Here is a 15,392-nt window from a genome sequence, read left to right as displayed (position 1 = left end):
CTGTGTCCGCCAGACCCTCCGATCGGCGACTTGCCGGTTCTCTGTTCGCGTGTTGACCCGGTTCTTGGACGAAGATAGGCGGCACGGTCCGCAGGCGACGTCGCGAGAGCGGCTGGTGGCACGTCGGCCGGTCCGATGAGGTCTGACGGCCGAGCCAGCGAGGTGGCGGAGTGAACGCATCGAGTCCGGGTGGGCAGTCCTCGGACGCCGGCGGTGACCGGCACGTGGACGAGCGGTGGGCGCAGCCTCGGGCCAGCCAGCGGCCGCAGCGCTCCGCCCCCGGGGCCGACTCGCCCGGCGAGGATGCGCCCGGCTGGGACGACTCGCCTCCGTGGGCGGAGGCCGCTGGCGCGTCCGCCGCGGACGGCGATGCCGGCGGCCCGCAGTCGCCCGGTGGCACGGCCGCGGAGCCGTCGGGGGACGATCCCGGGAGCGCTCGGCGGGCCGGCCGGCCTGGGTCGGGCGCACGCGGTCGCGGGTCGTTCCTGCGTGAGCTTCCGGTGCTGGTGCTGGTGGCCTTCCTGCTGGCACTGCTCATCAAGGCGCTGCTGGTCCAGGCCTTCTGGATCCCGTCCGAGTCCATGGAACGCACGCTGCTGGTCAACGACCGGGTGCTGGTCAACAAGGTCGTGTATCACTTCCGGGACGTGCACCGGGGCGAGGTCGTCGTGTTCAACGGCAAGGGGACCGGGTTCGACCACGCGGAGTCGATCGTTCCCAAACCGACGAACGCCTTCGGCAGGTTCGTTCGTGATGCCCAGAACCTGCTCGGCCTCGGTGCCCCGAGCGAGACCGACTTCATCAAACGGGTCATCGGCGTCGGCGGCGACACCGTGGCCTGCTGCGACGCCCAGGGCCGCGTCACGGTCAACGGCCGGCCGCTCGACGAGCCGTACGTCTTCGAGAACGACTATCAGCGCTTCGGCCCGGTGAAGGTGCCCAAGGGGTATCTCTGGGTGATGGGTGACCATCGCGGCGCGTCGTCCGACGCCCGGCAGAACGGTCCGATCCCGCAGAGCAAGGTCGTGGGGCGGGCGTTCGTGCGGGTGTGGCCGCTGAGCAGGTTCGGCTTCCTCGAGGTACCGGGGACGTTCAAGGGAGTGCCGGCGGCGGCGGGCAGCCCGGCCCCGGCCGAGCTCAGGCAGTCCGGCCTCGCCGGCGCGCCCGGATCGTCAGCTCCGGCCGACTCCCCGGCGTTGCTGGCGTTGCTCGCGCTCACCCCGCCCGCCTGGCGGGCGCGCCGCCGCGGACCGGCCCGTGCGCCGCTCGGCGGCCGCGGTGCGGACCGGCGGCGCGGCCTCCCATGACACCGCGCGGTGTCCTGATCCGGCGGGACGCGGGCATCTTCGGCTACGAGCGGGCGCTGGACCGCGTCGGCCTGGGTCCGGTCGCGGGTGTCGACGAGGCGGGCCGAGGGGCCTGCGCGGGCCCGCTGGTCGTCGCGGCGGTCGTGCTCTCGCCCCGCGGCCAGCGACGGCTGCCGCGGCTGGCGGATTCGAAGCTGCTGACCGAGCAGGTGCGCGAGGAGGTCTATGACGACGTCCTCGCCGCGGCGGCGGACTGGTCAACCGTCGTGATCCCCGCCGCCGAGATCGACCGGACAGGCGTCCACGTGGCCAACATCTGTGGCATGCGGCGCGCGGTGGCGCGGCTGCGGGACCGTCCGGGTTATGTGCTCACCGACGGATTCCCGGTGGCCGGGTTCGGCACGGAGTCGTTGGCGGTGGTGAAGGGGGATCGGGTCGCCGCCTGCGTCGCGGCCGCCTCGATCGTGGCGAAGGTGACGAGGGACCGGATCATGCGTGCGTTACACCCCCGCTATGCCGAGTACGATTTCGCGCAGCACAAGGGATACGTCACTGCGGCCCATGCGGCGGCGCTGGCGCGATACGGGCCGTGTGACGAGCACCGGAAGTCGTACGTCAACGTGGCCGCGCACGCGGTGCCGACAGGGGAAGCCCGACCATCGCGGCTGGAGGACAGAGTGCTTGCGACCAGCGCGCACGGCGTCACGGAGACCGCATGAGCGCGGAAGACCTCGAGAAGTACGAGACCGAGATGGAGCTCCAGCTCTACCGCGAGTACCGGGACGTGGTGGGGCTGTTCTCGTACGTGATCGAGACGGAGCGCCGGTTCTATCTCGCGAACGAGTACCAGATCGAGGTCAGGAACAGTGCGGACGGCGAGGTCTTCTTCGAGCTGAGCCTGCGCGATGCCTGGGTGTGGGACATGTTCCGCCCCGCGCGGTTCGTGAAGAACGTCCGCGTTGTGACCTTCAAGGACATCAATGTGGAGGAGCTGACCAAGGCGGAGCTCTGAGGCGGTCGGCCGACCGGTGGCCGCCACCGCCGGCGCGCTCGGGTGCGCCGATCCCCGCCTGTGGACAGCGAACGACGATCCACATGTCGATCTTCACCCCTGGTTCTCGCTCCGGGTTTCGCGGACGCTGATCCCGGCCGGCGGGCGCGCGTCCCCCGGCGGACGGGAGCTGCGCGATGCGGGCCAAGGACGAACTGGGGCGGTTCGGGGAGGAGGTCGCCTGTCGCCATCTGGCGGCCGGTGGCGCGGCGATCCTCGACCGTAACTGGCGCTGCCGCGAGGGCGAGCTCGATCTCGTCGCCCGTGACGGCGCCACGCTGGTGTTCTGCGAGGTGAAGACCAGGTCCGGAGCCCGCTACGGGAGCGCCGCCGAGGCGGTCGTCGGCCGCAAGGCGGCGCGCATCCGCAGGCTGGCCGCCCGTTGGCTCGCGGAGCATCCGCACGAGCCGTCGCCGGTCCGTTTCGACCTGGTCCTGGTGTTCCGGCCGCCGGCGGGGCAGGTCCGCGTCGAGCACCGTCGGGCGGCGTTCTGATGGCGCTCGCACGGGTGCGGGCGGTGGCCGTCCTCGGGGTTGAGGGTCATCTCGTCGAGGTCGAGGCCGATCTCGCGCTCGGTCTGCCCCGGATGAGCCTGATCGGCCTGCCCGACACGTCCCTGCACGAGGCGCGGGACCGGGTCCGCGCCGCGGTGGTGAACTCCGGACATCCCTGGCCCGACCGGCGGATCACGGTCGGGCTGTTCCCCGCGACGCTGCCGAAGGCCGGCAGCGGCTTCGATCTGGCGATGGCGGTCGCCGTGCTGTGCGCGGCCGCCGTGGTGCCGCGGCACGCGGTGGCGCGCCGGGTGTTCCTCGGCGAGCTGGCGCTTGACGGTCGTCTCCGGGCGGTCCCCGGAGTGCTGCCCGCGGTGCTCGCGGCGGCCGGCGCGGGCGCGGAGCGGGTGGTGGTGCCGGCCGCCAACGCCGCCGAGGCGGCGCTGGTACCCGGCGCCCGGGTCGAGCCGGCCGCCGATCTCGCCAGCGTGGTCGCCGTGCTGCGGGGGGAGGCTGTGGCGCCACCGCCACCGCCACCGCTCTCCCCGGTGGCGGTCGCCGACGCGGCCGTCGGCGACCTGGCCGAGGTCGCCGGCCAGAGCCGGGGCCGGCTCGCCATCGAGGTCGCCGCCGCGGGCGGGCATCACCTGTTCATGCAGGGGCCGCCGGGAAGCGGCAAGACCATGCTCGCCGACCGGCTGCCGGGCCTGCTGCCCCCGCTCGACCACGAAGCCGCCCTGGAGGTGACGGCGATCCACTCGGTCGCGGGCATCCTCCCGGCGGACTGCCCCCTGATGACCCGCCCGCCCTACCGCAGTCCCCACCACACCGCCACCCCGGGCGCGCTGGTCGGTTCCGGATCGGCCGCCATCCGGCCGGGCCTGGCGAGCCAGGCGCACCGGGGCATCCTTTTCCTGGACGAGGCTCCCGAGTTCTCCCGGCAGAGTCTCGACGCGCTGCGCCAGCCCCTGGAGAGCGGAACGATCGAGATCGCCAGGGCCCGAGTCACCGCCCGCTTCCCCGCCCGCTTCCAGCTCGTGCTCGCGGCGAATCCCTGCCCGTGCGCGCGGTCGCGGGGCGCGCGGTCGGCGGACTGCGAGTGCCCGAGCCTGGTACGCCGGCGGTACCTCGCCCGGCTGTCCGGCCCGTTGCTGGACCGCATCGACATCCAGGTGGCCCTGACCGCCCCGAGCCGGGCGGAGCTGCGGGCGGACGCGGGCCACGCCGAGTCCTCCACGCTCGTCGCCGACCGGGTCGCGCAGGCACGCCAGCGCGCCGAGGCTCGGCTGGCCGGCACTCCGTGGCGGGTGAACGCGCAGGTGCCCGGTCCCGTGCTGCGCCGTCGGTGGCCGCTGCCGCCACGGGTGACGAACCTGGCGGAGCGTGCCTTCGAGCGTGGCCTGCTCACCGCCCGCGGCCTGGACCGTGTGCTGCGCATGGCGTGGACGTTCGCCGACCTCGCCGGTCAGGCGACGCCGGGGCCGGCCCAGCTGGGCGCCGCGCTGGATCTTCGCCTGCCAGGGTGGGCGGCATGAGCGCCGAGGCCGGGGCGATCCCGGCCGCGGACGGCCCGGGCGGGCCGCCGCCGGCCGTCGTCGACGTGGACCTCATGGATCCGGAGCGGCTGGGCAGAGTGGCGCTGGCCCGGGTGTTCGGGCCCGAGTACCAGCGGGTGGCCGCGGACGTGGCCCGCCACGGCGCTGCCCAGGTCTGGGCGCGGATGCGGCCCGGGCATCCCGGCGTCGATCCGCGCCGTGATCTGGAGGCGGCGGCGCGGGCGGGCGCCCGGCTGGTCTGTCCACGGGATCCCGAGTGGCCCGCCGAGCTCAGCGCTCTTGATCGGCTCGACGGGGACGGCGGCCGGACGACGGCGGGCGCGCCGCTGTGCCTGTGGGTCCGCGGCCCGGGCGAGCTGCGGGATCTCGCGGCGCGCGCCGTGGCGGTGGTGGGTTGCCGCGCCGCTACCAGCTATGGCCTGCACCTCGCCGGTGACATCGCCTTCGCACTGGCCGAGCAGGGCTGGGCGGTCGTGTCGGGGGCGGCGTTCGGCATCGACGCGGCGGCGCACCGCGGGGCGCTCGCCGCCGAGGGCAGTACGGTCGCGGTCCTCGCGGGTGGGGTCGACGTGCCCTACCCCGCCGCGCACGTCGAGCTGCTGGCCGAGATCGCCCGGACAGGTGCCGTCGTGAGCGAGGTGGCGCCAGGGACGCCGCCCTACCGGCGGCGGTTCCTCACCCGCAACCGGGTGATCGCGGCGCTGTGCCGGGGCACCGTGCTGATCGAGGCCGGAGTGCGCAGTGGGGCACTCAACACCGTGGCGCACGCGCGTCGGCTCGGCCGCCAGGTGATGGCCGTGCCCGGGCCGGTGACGAGCGCGATGAGCGCCGGCTGCCATCGGCTGCTGCGTGACTTCCGCGAGGAGACCGCGCTGGTGACCAGCGCCGACGACGTCAGGGAGGAGATCGGCACGGTGGGGCGGTTCGCGCCGCGACCGTTGACGGCGGGAGCACGCGACGGCCTGTCGGCGGTGGTCCGGGAGTTGCTCGACGCCATGCCGGCACGGGCGCCGGTGGGCGCGTCGGTACTGGCGCGCTCGCTGGGCCTACGCCCACAGGAGGTGCTGGCGATGCTCGGCCCGCTCGTGGTCGAGGGGCTGGTCGAGTCCGTCCCTGACGGCTATCGCCTGACGGCGCTCGGCCGCGCGCCCTCGAACCCGCACGCCCGCGGTCGCGACGACCGCGCCGGCCGCTGAGCGGCTCGGCGGCGGCGCGGCCTCGACCGTGTGGCCGCCGGGCGGGGCCACATCGGGCCGTGGCGTGGGCTGGGTCTTGACGGCGGGTTCGTCGCCCGGGACGGTCCAGCCATGGCAGCGCGCGGCGTGGACGGGCACGGCTTCGGCGGGGGCAGCTCTGGCGGGGACGGCTCTGGCGGGGACGGCTCTGGTGGGGACGGCTCTGGCGGGGACCGTGCGAACGGCGGTGCCGCGCCGGCGGCCTCGTGGTCGGCGGGCGCCGGCACCGCTGGCGAGGGCTGGGCCGAGGCGGTCGCGACCTTCCGCCGGCATCTGCTCACCGAGCGCAACAGGTCGCCGGAGACGGTCCGTGCCTACTGCGCCGACCTGGCCAGCCTTCGGGCGCACGCGGCCCGGGCAGGCACGCCGGATCTCGCGGATCTGGACCTGACGATGCTGCGCGGCTGGCTGGCGGGTATGCGAGCCGGTGGCGCCGCGCCCGCGACCCTCGCCCGCCGTGCCTCGCTCGCACGCGGGTTCACCGCCTTCGCGGCGCGGCGTGGGTTTCTCGCCGGCGACGTCGCGGCGCGGCTCGTCGGTACCCGGGCGATCCGGCAGGTTCCGCAGGTGCTGAGCGCGGACGCGGCCCGACTGCTGCTGGAGCGGGGACCCGCGCTGGCGGGTGGGGCGACGGCGACCCGCGTGCCCGCCGGGGTCGCCGGGCGCACGGGCGGCGCCGAGCCGCGGCGGGAACGCGGGCGGGCGGTGCGGCAGGCCCTCGGCCTGCGCGACGCGGTGGTGCTGGAACTGCTCTACGGCAGCGGCGTGCGCGTGTCGGAGCTGTGCGGGATGGATCTCGGGGACGTTGACGACGAGCGCCGCCTGCTACGGGTGCATGGCAAGGGCGACCGGGATCGCAACGTCCCCTTCGGGGTACCCGCGGCGGGGGCGCTGCGGGCGTGGCGGGACGCGGGACGCCCGGTGGTGGCGACCTCACGCAGCGGGTCGGCGCTGATGCTCGGGCAGCGCGGCGGCCGGCTCGACCCGCGGGAGGTGAGACGGATCCTGGAGCGGTGCGCGGCGGCCGGCGTGGTCGCGCCGGGGCTCACCCCGCACGGCCTGCGGCATGCCGCGGCGACCCACATGCTGGAGGGCGGCGCCGACCTGCGATCCATCCAGGAGTTCCTCGGCCACGCGAGCCTCGCGACCACGCAGATCTACACCCACGTGACGCCGGAGCGCCTGCGGGCGGCCTTCGAACAGGCCCACCCCCGAGCCTGAGCCGCGCCCGCCCCGCGCGGCCGAGGATCCTGGCGAGCCGAGGCGGGCGCGGATCCCGTCAGGGAGCCATGGTGCCGGGGACCGAGCCCGGACGTGGCGCGCCCGGCTCACCGCTCTGCGCCGGCCGGGCGCCGCGGGCGGGCTGGCCGACGGGAAGCAGCCGCGGGGGAACACGCCGGAAGGATCCGAGCGGATCGAGGTACTCCTCCGCGCCGCGCACAAGTCCCCAGTGCAGGCAGGCCGCGCTGGCGCAGCCGGGATGCCCGGTCGTCAGCCAGCCGATGACGTCGCCGGCGTGGACCGCGTCGCCGGAAGCGACCGCGGGTCGCAGTGGCTCGTAGGTCGTGCGCACGCCGCCGTGGTCGACGGCGACGACCCCCCGCCCGGCGACGGGCCCCGCGTAGCTCACCGTGCCGTCCGCGGCGGCCAGGACGGGGTCGCGCGGGCGGGCGGCGAGATCGACGCCGCGATGGCCGGGGCCGTACGGGGTCGCCGGCCGGTCGAAGGCACGTGCGACCGAGACCGCCCCGCGCAGCGGCCAGCGCAGCACCGGGAGGCTGCCGGGGAGAAGCGCCGCCGGCGGCCGAGTCGGGCTGGCGGACGCGGGTGGCGGCGCGGGCGGAGGGGTTCCCGCGCCGCCACCCGCGCCCTCGGCGGCCGGCGGGGTCAGGGCCGGTCGCCGAGGGTCCCCGAGCCGGGTGGCAGGCGGCCCGGGGGGATCGTGCGGAGGGGAGAAGCCGGTGGCCCGATCGGCCGGCGCGGGTGGGATCCGCGGCGCCCGCTGGCTCGGTTCGGTGGGTGGGAGGACGACGGGAACGCCCGGGACCAGCTCGGCGCCCGGGCCGACCGTGGCCGGCGAGCGCGCCGCGGTCAGTTCGTGCCCGGTGAGGGTGAGCGGGGCTCCGTCCGCGCGGGGACCGATCGGGACATGGGTGGGCCACCCCAGCGCGAGCAGGATCGCGATCGCCGGGATGACCAACCAGAGCGGATCGAAGCGGGGCAGTCGGGGCATGACGCGGCGGCCTCCAGGATCGGGGGAGGGTGCGGCGACCGGGCGCGGTCCGGGGCCACCCGGCCGCCGCGAGCCGCACCCGCGAGAGCGGCGGAGCGGCCGGTTCCACGGTGCGGTGTTTCCGCGTCGTTGGGTAGCGCGAGGTTTCTGGCTGTGGATAACTTGCTCGGATCCTGCTGAGATTCGGCCTGCTCACTGTTTTGCCGTCAAATGTTCAGAACACCGAGGTCGTCGCTGTGGGTGACGATCTCGGCGGGGTCGATGGACGGGGGCCCCGTCGACGGGGAGTGCGCCGACCGGGTCCTCGGCCCCATGCCGCGTCGGTGCGGCCGTCGGTCGCGGCACGGTCGCCCGGCCCGTCCAGGCCGGGCGTCGGGTCGATCTTCGCGGGAGTTCGGGGCCCGCCGAGGGCGCGGAGTTGTCCGCTGGGGCCAGTGCCCGGCCGGGTATCATCGCCGTAGGGCCCGCGTTGCGAGCCCAGTTCGCACGCCCGCTTCCGGATGCCGCTGTCGGCCACCGGAGGGGTCTCCTCGGTCCGTCGCATCGCGACGGCCACGACCACCGGGCGTCAGGGGCGCCGGCCGTCAGGCGGCGCCGTCACAACCGAGGCACCCGGCCGCGACCGGGCGGAAAGGAGCGACGCGCCATGGCCGTCGTCACCATGAAGCAGCTGCTGGAGAGCGGTGTGCACTTCGGGCACCAGACGAAGCGCTGGAACCCGAAGATGAAGCGCTACATCTTCACTGAGCGCAACGGCATCTACATTATCGACCTGCAGCAGACGCTGACCTACATCGACCGTGCCTACGACTTCGTCAAGGAGACGGTGGCGCACGGTGGCACGGTGTTGTTCATCGGTACGAAGAAGCAGGCGCAGGAGGCCATCGAGGAGCAGGCCGCCCGCGTGGGCATGCCGTACGTCAAGGAGCGCTGGCTCGGCGGAATGCTGACCAACTTCTCGACGGTCTACAAGCGTCTCCAGCGGCTCAAGGAGCTGGAGGAGATCGAGGTCACCGGCGGCACCGAGGTCCGCACGAAGAAGGAACAGCTCGTGCTGACCCGGGAGAAGGCCAAGCTGGAGCGGACGCTCGGTGGCATCCGCGACATGAGCCGGGTGCCGAGCGCGGTGTGGGTCGTCGACACGAAGAAGGAGCACATCGCGGTCGGGGAGGCGCGCAAGCTGGGCATCCCGGTCGTCGCGATCCTTGACACGAACTGCGACCCCGACGAGGTGGACTACCCGATTCCGGGCAACGACGACGCGATCCGCAGCGCGGCGCTGCTGACCCGGGTGGTCGCCGACGCCGTCGCGGACGGCCTGATGGTGCGGGCCGGCGCTGCCGGCTCCGTCGACGCCAAGCCCGAGCAGTCGACCGGCGAGGAGCCGCTGGCCGAGTGGGAGCAGGCGGTCCTGCGTGGCGAGGGCATCGCCGCCGCGGGTGGCGAGCAGCCGGCCGCCGCGGCCGCCGCGGGTGGCGAGCAGCCGGCCGCCCCGCCCGCGGGCGAGCCGGGAACCGAGGCCGCCGAGGCGCAGCCCGGCGCGCCGGTCGGCTCGGCGGTCTGAGACAGCACAGGCACACCACGCGCCGGGATGTCGTGGCGCCCCGGCGCGCCTCGCGGGAACGTTGTGCGGGTGCGGTGCCCGCCCTGGTAGGGATCGGGGCGGGCACACGCATGCCGGGGCGCCGTGACCGCGCGGGCGCCGGCGGCCAGGGCCCCGGGCGTTGCACCCAGGTGGGTGCAGGCGGCCCGGTGAATCATGTCCGTCGGCGGGCAGCGCGCCGGCGGCGAGGTGGCTCCCCGCCCGGCGGCGCGGCACCCGCACCCAGGACATCGAGAGCATTCGACCCACACCGACGAGAAGAGCACCATGGCAGACATCACAGCCGCTGACATCCGCAAGCTCCGGGAGCTGACCGGTGCCGGGATGAGCGACGTCAAGAAGGCTCTGGTCGACCACGACGGCGACTTCGAGAGGGCGAAGGCCTGGCTGCGGGAGAAGGGCAAGGCCCAGGTGGCCAAGCGCGCCGCCCGCAGTGCCGCCAACGGCCTGGTCGAGTCCTACCTGCACCGGTCGGACCCGCAGCTGCCGCCGACCCTCGGCGTGCTCGTCGAACTGCGGTGCGAGACGGACTTCGTCGCGAAGACGGAGGACTTCAAGCAGCTCGCCCGCGACCTCGCCCAGCACATCGCCGCCGCGGATCCGCTCTACGTGTCCGCCGACCAGGTCCCGAACGAGGTCCTGGAGGCGGAACGCAGGATCTACGAGGCGGCCGCCCGCGAGGAGGGCAAGCCCGAGCCGGCGATCGCGAAGATCGTCGATGGTCGGGTCAACGGCTACCTCAAGGCGAGCGTCCTGCTCGACCAGCCCTGGGTGAAGGACGGCAAGGTGACCATCGGCTCCCTGCTCGACCGGGCTGGCGCGTCGCTCGGCGAGAAGATCGAGGTCGGCCGGTTCTCCCGGTTCAACATCAGGCAGGCCTGAACACGGATCTCGGGACCGGCGGGTGGTCGAGTCGACCACCCGCCGGTTTCGCGTTGCGGGTCCGGTCGGCCCGGGGGAGGGCGCGTGCGGGCGACCCGCCCGCGCGAGCGGCCGGGCGACCCGGCTGGTGACCCGGTTGATGTGGTCGTTTGATGTGGTCGGCGTGGCGTGTCACCCCCGGCTGCCCGTCGGCGACCTCGTGCGGGAGACTGTTTGGGACGGCTGTGCGATCCCGCCGGACAGGCGCCGGCGCGCCGGGCAGCCCGAGTCCTCCCGTGGATCGGTAGGCGGTAGTGCCCCGGGCGGGCGGCGTGACGCCGCCGCCGTCGGTACCGGGCGGATGTCGGCGAGTCGGAGTGGACGGAAGGAACAGCGGTGATCGACGACACGCTTCTCGATGCCGAGGAGAAGATGGAGAAGGCCGTCTCGGTCGCCAAGGAGGATTTCGCGAACATCCGCACCGGACGTATCACGCCGGCGGTCTTCTCCAAGATCCTGGTGGACTACTACGGTGCGCCCACGCCGGTCCAGCAGCTCGCCTCGTTCCACATTCCCGAGCCGCGCATGGTGATCATCACCCCGTACGACAAGTCGTCGCTGGGGGCGATCGAGAAGGCGGTTCGCGACTCGGACCTGGGCGTCAATCCCAGCAACGACGGAACGATCATTCGCATCGTGTTTCCGGAGCTCTCCGAGCAGCGCCGCCGTGACCTGGTGAAGGTCGCGCGGACCAAGGCGGAGGACGCCAGGATCAGCATCCGCAACGTGCGCCGCCACGCCAAGGACGGCATCGACCGCGTCGTGCGTGACGGCGAGGCCGGTGAGGACGAGGGACGGCGCGCGGAGAAGGATCTCGACGAGGCCACGCACCGGTATGTCGGCCAGGTGGACGAGCTCCTCCGCCTCAAGGAAGCGGACCTGCTGTCAGTCTGACCATCCTCGCCGCGGCCGCGCTGGTGTGTCCCTCGCCTCGTACTCCCGCGATCCCGCCCGTCCTCGCGGCACCCGCGTGCCGTCGGCGTTCGCGCGGCGACGTGGCGGCGGGCCGTCGGCGGGCCCCGCACGCCGTGGTGTTCGTCCGTTCAGTCCGCCTCTGTCAGGATGCAGGCCTTCATGACGGCAGTCGACGGCCCAGCCGTGGTTGACGGCGGGCAACGGGGAGACATCCGGGCGACTGGTGCCGCCGCGGCGCCCGGAACCGGGTCGCCGCCGGGCATCGACGTCTCGGAGGCCGCCGGTGCGAACGGCTCCGCGGCGAACGGCTCCGCGGCGGGCCACGGTTCGTCCGGTCATGGTTCGTCCGGTCATGGTTCGTCCGGTCATGGTTCGTCCGGTCATGGTTCGTCGGGCGACGCCGTGTCCGGCGGTGGCTCGGATCGCGGTGCCTCGCCGGCGGGCGCCTCATCGGGCGGTGCGCCGCCCTCCCGCTCCCGCGCGGGGCGTGACCTGCCCGCGGCGATCGCCGTCGGCCTGGTGCTCGGCGCGATCATCCTGGTTCCCCTGTTCACGGTGCGGGCCGCCTTCGTGGGCGTGATCAGCGTCGCGATCGCGACGGGCACCGCGGAGGTGATCCGCGCCGTGCGGCTCACCGGGGTTCGGGTACCGGTGGTGCCACTGGTGGCCGGTGCCCTCGCGATGCCACCGGCCGCCTATGCCGCCGGGACGACCGGGCTGGTGCTGACGCTCGCCGTGACGATCGGCGCGGGGCTTGCGCTCCGTCTGCCCGGCCCATCGGACGGACTGGTTCGGGACCTGGCCGGGATCGCCTTCGTCGCCGGGTACGTCGGCTTCCCGGCGGGATTCGCCGCGCTGCTGACCGAGCCGTCCGACGGGCGCTGGCGCGTCGTCGCGTTCCTCGGCACGGTGGTGGCCAGTGACGTCGGCGGCTACGCGGCGGGCGTACTGTCCGGCGGCCGGCACAAGATGGCTCCGAGCGTGTCGCCCGGCAAGTCCTGGGAGGGATTCGCCGGCTCGGTGATCGCCTGCGTGATCGTGGCGAGTGTCCTGGTCGCCTGGCCGCTGGGCGGGGAGATCTGGCAGGGCGCGCTGCTCGGGCTCGCCACGGCCTGCACGGCGACAGTCGGCGATCTGGGCGAGTCACTGCTCAAACGGGACATCGGCATCAAGGACATGGGGAACCTGCTGCCCGGCCACGGCGGGATCATGGATCGTCTGGACTCGCTGTTGTGCACCGCGCCTGTGGCCTGGCTGCTGCTCGGCGCCTTTGTCACCACCTAGCGGACGTCCTCCCGGCGGCCGGTCATCGCGCGTCGAGTACTGGTCACGATCCGCTGTCGGCGCGGCGGCCGGACGATCGCCGCATTCGTCTCCATGCGGGGCTGCTGGCACACTGGAACGGCGATGACTCCCACGACCGCCGAATCCGTCTCCGCCGACGGGCCCGCCCCCGCCGGGGCCGGCCGGCCGGTCCGCCTGTCGCTGACCCGGCGAGCGGCGCGGCCCGCCCCCCACCTCGCGGACCTCTCCGTCGCCGAACGCCGGCAGGTCGCGGTCTCGCTGGGGCAGCCGGCCTTCCGCGCCGACCAGCTGTCGCGGCACTACTTCGCCCGGCTCGTCGACGCCGCCGGCGGCGAGGCGATGACGGATCTGCCCGACCGGATCCGCGAGCCGCTGGTCGCGGCACTTCTGCCGCCGTTGCTCGCCCCGGCCGCCACCGTCGGCTGCGACGACGGGCAGACCCGCAAGACCGCCTGGCGCACGCCGGACGGCGCCCTCCTCGAGTCCGTGATCATGCGCTACCCGGACCGGGCGACGGTGTGCGTGTCCAGCCAGGCCGGCTGCGGGATGGGCTGCCCGTTCTGCGCCACCGGGCAGGGCGGCCTGACCCGCAACCTGTCGACGGCGGAGATCGTGGAGCAGGTCGTGCACGCCGCCCGGGCGTTGCGCCGTGGGGAGCTCGGCAGCGGCGAGGTCCGGCTGTCGAACGTGGTCTTCATGGGCATGGGCGAGCCGCTGGCCAACTACGGGGCCGTGACGGCGGCGCTGCGCCGCCTGATCGCGCCGCCGCCGGAGGGGCTCGGGCTGTCCGCCCGCGGGCTGACGGTGAGCACGGTGGGCCTGGTCCCGGCCATGCGGCGGCTCGCGGCCGAGGGACTGCCGGTCACGCTCGCGGTGTCGCTGCACGCCCCGGACGACGAGCTGCGCGACGAGCTGGTCCCGGTGAACAACCGCTGGCCGATCGCCGAGGTGCTCGCCGCGGCCTGGGAGTACGCCGAGCGGACCGGGCGGCGGGTCAGCATCGAATACGCGCTGATCGACGGCGTCAACGACGATCCGGCCCGGGCCGACGCGCTCGCTACGCTGCTCGCCGGACGACTCGCGCACGTCAACCTCATCCCGCTCAACCCGACGGCGGGGTCGTCCTGGCAGGCGAGCGCGCCGGCCGGGCAGCGCGTGTTCGTCCGGCGGCTGCGGGAGCGCGGCATCGCCACCACTGTGCGTGACACCCGGGGTCGGGAGATCGCGGCGGCCTGCGGTCAGCTGGCCGCCGAGCCCCGCGAGCGCGGCGGACCGGCGCGGCCGGTGGACGCCGCACCTGACGGCAGCCGTGTCCTACGGTAGCCCGGCGAACCGGCGCCGCGGCACTCTGCGGCACCGCACGCGCACGACCAACACGGTGTGGCTGCCGATCACCGCGGCGGCGGGTGTGCTGTTGCTGTTGCTGTGGTACGCGATGTCGCGGGACGGTGGCCCCGCGCGCTCCTCGTCCGCGGAGTCGGCCGCTGGCGTGCCGGGGGGCGACCGGCAGCGGGCGGCGGCCGCGGTCACGGCGTCGCCGACGCCCACCGTGCCGCCGCCGCCGACGAGTGGCTGCGTCACCGGCCGCACCCTGCCCACGGGCATCAGCATCCGGACCCTGCGCGTCGGCGGGGTCGACCGCACGTACGCCCTCGCGGTGCCCGCCGCCGGCGCGCCCGCCCGGCCGCTGCCGCTGATCCTCACCTTCCACGATCTCAACCAGACCAGCGACGACCTGGAGGCCTACACCCGACTGGCCGACCAGGGGACGAAGGCCGGTTTCGCGGTGGCCGCGCCGCTCGGGGCGCAGGGCCGGTGGAACTTCCCCCGCTCATCCGCGGTCGGGCCGGATGACGTGCTGTTCACCGGTCTGCTGCTGAACGAGCTCGCCGGGCGGATGTGCCTCGACGCGAAACGGATCTTCGCCACGGGCTACGCCGACGGCGGGAACATGGTGCTCACCGTGCTGTGCGGGCTGCCCGGCCGCTTCTCCGCGGCGGTGACGGTCGCCTCCAGCGCGCTGCCGGCGTCCTGCGCCGCGCCGTCGACGAACCTGCTGGAGATCCACGGCACGGCCGACGCCATCGCGCCGATCGGCGGCGGGGGGCCGCCGCGCCCGGCGCCGTTCGCCGGGCTGGTCGCCCAGTCGGCCACCGACAGGCTCGCCCGCTACGCCTCCGCGCTCGGCTGTAGCGGGGCGAAGCAGTCCGCCCGGGACACGGCCGCCTGGGAGCGCACGATCTGGAGTGGCTGCCCCGACGGGCGCACCGTCGGGCTGCTGGCCATGCAGGGGGGTGGGCACACCTGGCCCGGGGCGCAGGCCCGCCCGGCGCTCGGGCCGACCTCGGACGCCTTCAGCGCCACCGTCATCGCCCTGACGTTCTTCGGCTACACGCCGGGTGCCTCCCTTCAGGGTGGCACCGTGGTGCCTGGCCCGTCGGTGGGCCCCCAGACGCCGGGGGCGCCCGCCGCGGGGGCCACCCCATCGGCTACCGCCGCGCCGGTTCAGCCGACGCCGACAGCGAGCGCCGCCCCAACGGAGGGTGACGCTCCGGACGGCGCGGGAGCGTCGGGGACGCCCTCCGCCTCGGCCACACCGTCGCCGACCTCCACGAACGGTTGATCGCGGCGCCCGCCGGGCCGGCCATGGGCCCAGGACGGCGGGTCCGGAGCCGGCCGCCGAGCGGGCGGGACGAAGGGCACGGTGGGTGTTCACCACCGGACCCATTGCGCATCTTCGGGTGGCACCTGTCATGAACCGAACAGGGCGCC

At 74.6% G+C, this 15,392-nt stretch carries 14 protein-coding genes; 13 read left to right on the top strand and 1 reads right to left on the bottom strand.

Annotated elements, in window-relative coordinates; all coding sequences use genetic code 11:
* The first annotated feature begins 170 nt into the window (after positions 1-170).
* The 7 genes from lepB to AC6EXY_RS23885 all read left to right on the top strand — a co-directional run bounded on the left by lepB (position 171) and on the right by AC6EXY_RS23885 (position 6,864).
* Complete coding sequence (gene lepB, locus AC6EXY_RS23915; RefSeq protein ID WP_243407457.1) at positions 171-1,307, top strand: signal peptidase I; 1,137 nt, start codon at positions 171-173, stop codon at positions 1,305-1,307.
* Positions 1,304-2,026: a ribonuclease HII gene (locus AC6EXY_RS23910; protein WP_101831621.1), complete on the top strand. Its 723-nt coding sequence runs from the start codon at positions 1,304-1,306 to the stop codon at positions 2,024-2,026. Before lepB ends, AC6EXY_RS23910 begins: the two co-directional genes overlap by 4 nt.
* Positions 2,023-2,319, top strand: coding sequence for a DUF2469 domain-containing protein (locus tag AC6EXY_RS23905; RefSeq protein WP_101831619.1), 297 nt, complete (start codon positions 2,023-2,025; stop codon positions 2,317-2,319). The genes AC6EXY_RS23910 and AC6EXY_RS23905 overlap by 4 nt, the downstream gene beginning before the upstream one ends.
* Positions 2,320-2,495: 176 nt before the next feature.
* Positions 2,496-2,852: a YraN family protein gene (locus AC6EXY_RS23900; protein ID WP_101831618.1), complete on the top strand. Its 357-nt coding sequence runs from the start codon at positions 2,496-2,498 to the stop codon at positions 2,850-2,852.
* On the top strand, positions 2,852-4,387 hold the full coding sequence (locus AC6EXY_RS23895) for a YifB family Mg chelatase-like AAA ATPase (protein ID WP_499818175.1): 1,536 nt from the start codon (positions 2,852-2,854) through the stop codon (positions 4,385-4,387). The genes AC6EXY_RS23900 and AC6EXY_RS23895 overlap by 1 nt, the downstream gene beginning before the upstream one ends.
* On the top strand, positions 4,384-5,604 hold the full coding sequence (gene dprA, locus AC6EXY_RS23890) for a DNA-processing protein DprA (protein WP_423748177.1): 1,221 nt from the start codon (positions 4,384-4,386) through the stop codon (positions 5,602-5,604). Before AC6EXY_RS23895 ends, dprA begins: the two co-directional genes overlap by 4 nt.
* A gap of 111 nt (positions 5,605-5,715) precedes the next feature.
* On the top strand, positions 5,716-6,864 hold the full coding sequence (locus AC6EXY_RS23885; RefSeq protein WP_499818174.1) for a tyrosine recombinase XerC: 1,149 nt from the start codon (positions 5,716-5,718) through the stop codon (positions 6,862-6,864).
* A 58-nt stretch (positions 6,865-6,922) separates the two neighbouring features.
* Here the strand turns inward: AC6EXY_RS23885 and AC6EXY_RS23880 are convergent, their stop codons facing one another.
* Complete coding sequence (locus AC6EXY_RS23880; RefSeq protein WP_101836257.1) at positions 6,923-7,876, bottom strand: M23 family metallopeptidase; 954 nt, start codon at positions 7,874-7,876, stop codon at positions 6,923-6,925.
* A 646-nt stretch (positions 7,877-8,522) separates the two neighbouring features.
* Here AC6EXY_RS23880 and rpsB point away from each other — a divergent pair.
* The 6 genes from rpsB to AC6EXY_RS23850 all read left to right on the top strand — a co-directional run bounded on the left by rpsB (position 8,523) and on the right by AC6EXY_RS23850 (position 15,243).
* Complete coding sequence (rpsB, locus tag AC6EXY_RS23875; protein ID WP_101836259.1) at positions 8,523-9,440, top strand: 30S ribosomal protein S2; 918 nt, start codon at positions 8,523-8,525, stop codon at positions 9,438-9,440.
* 306 nt (positions 9,441-9,746) lie between these two features.
* Entirely contained in the window at positions 9,747-10,361 is a 615-nt protein-coding gene (locus tag AC6EXY_RS23870) for a translation elongation factor Ts (RefSeq protein ID WP_499818173.1), read from the top strand.
* 375 nt (positions 10,362-10,736) lie between these two features.
* Positions 10,737-11,294, top strand: a complete 558-nt coding sequence (frr, locus tag AC6EXY_RS23865; RefSeq protein WP_101836261.1) for a ribosome recycling factor — start codon at positions 10,737-10,739, stop codon at positions 11,292-11,294.
* Positions 11,295-11,474: 180 nt separating this feature from the next.
* The gene (locus tag AC6EXY_RS23860) at positions 11,475-12,599 is read left to right on the top strand and encodes a phosphatidate cytidylyltransferase (protein WP_499818172.1); all 1,125 of its coding nucleotides are present in this window, start codon (positions 11,475-11,477) and stop codon (positions 12,597-12,599) included.
* 123 nt (positions 12,600-12,722) lie between these two features.
* A complete protein-coding gene (rlmN, locus tag AC6EXY_RS23855) occupies positions 12,723-13,943 on the top strand; it encodes a dual-specificity RNA methyltransferase RlmN (protein ID WP_101836262.1) in 1,221 nt (406 codons plus the stop codon).
* Positions 13,930-15,243 carry a CE1 family esterase gene (locus tag AC6EXY_RS23850; protein WP_101836263.1) on the top strand — a complete coding sequence of 438 codons (1,314 nt, stop codon included), beginning with the start codon at positions 13,930-13,932 and terminating at the stop codon, positions 15,241-15,243. The genes rlmN and AC6EXY_RS23850 overlap by 14 nt, the downstream gene beginning before the upstream one ends.
* Positions 15,244-15,392: the final 149 nt, after the last annotated feature.

This window comes from Frankia sp. RB5 (assembly GCF_059816245.1).
Note: the sequence above shows the minus strand (reverse complement) of the source record. Positions and strands in the feature narration are given on the sequence as shown.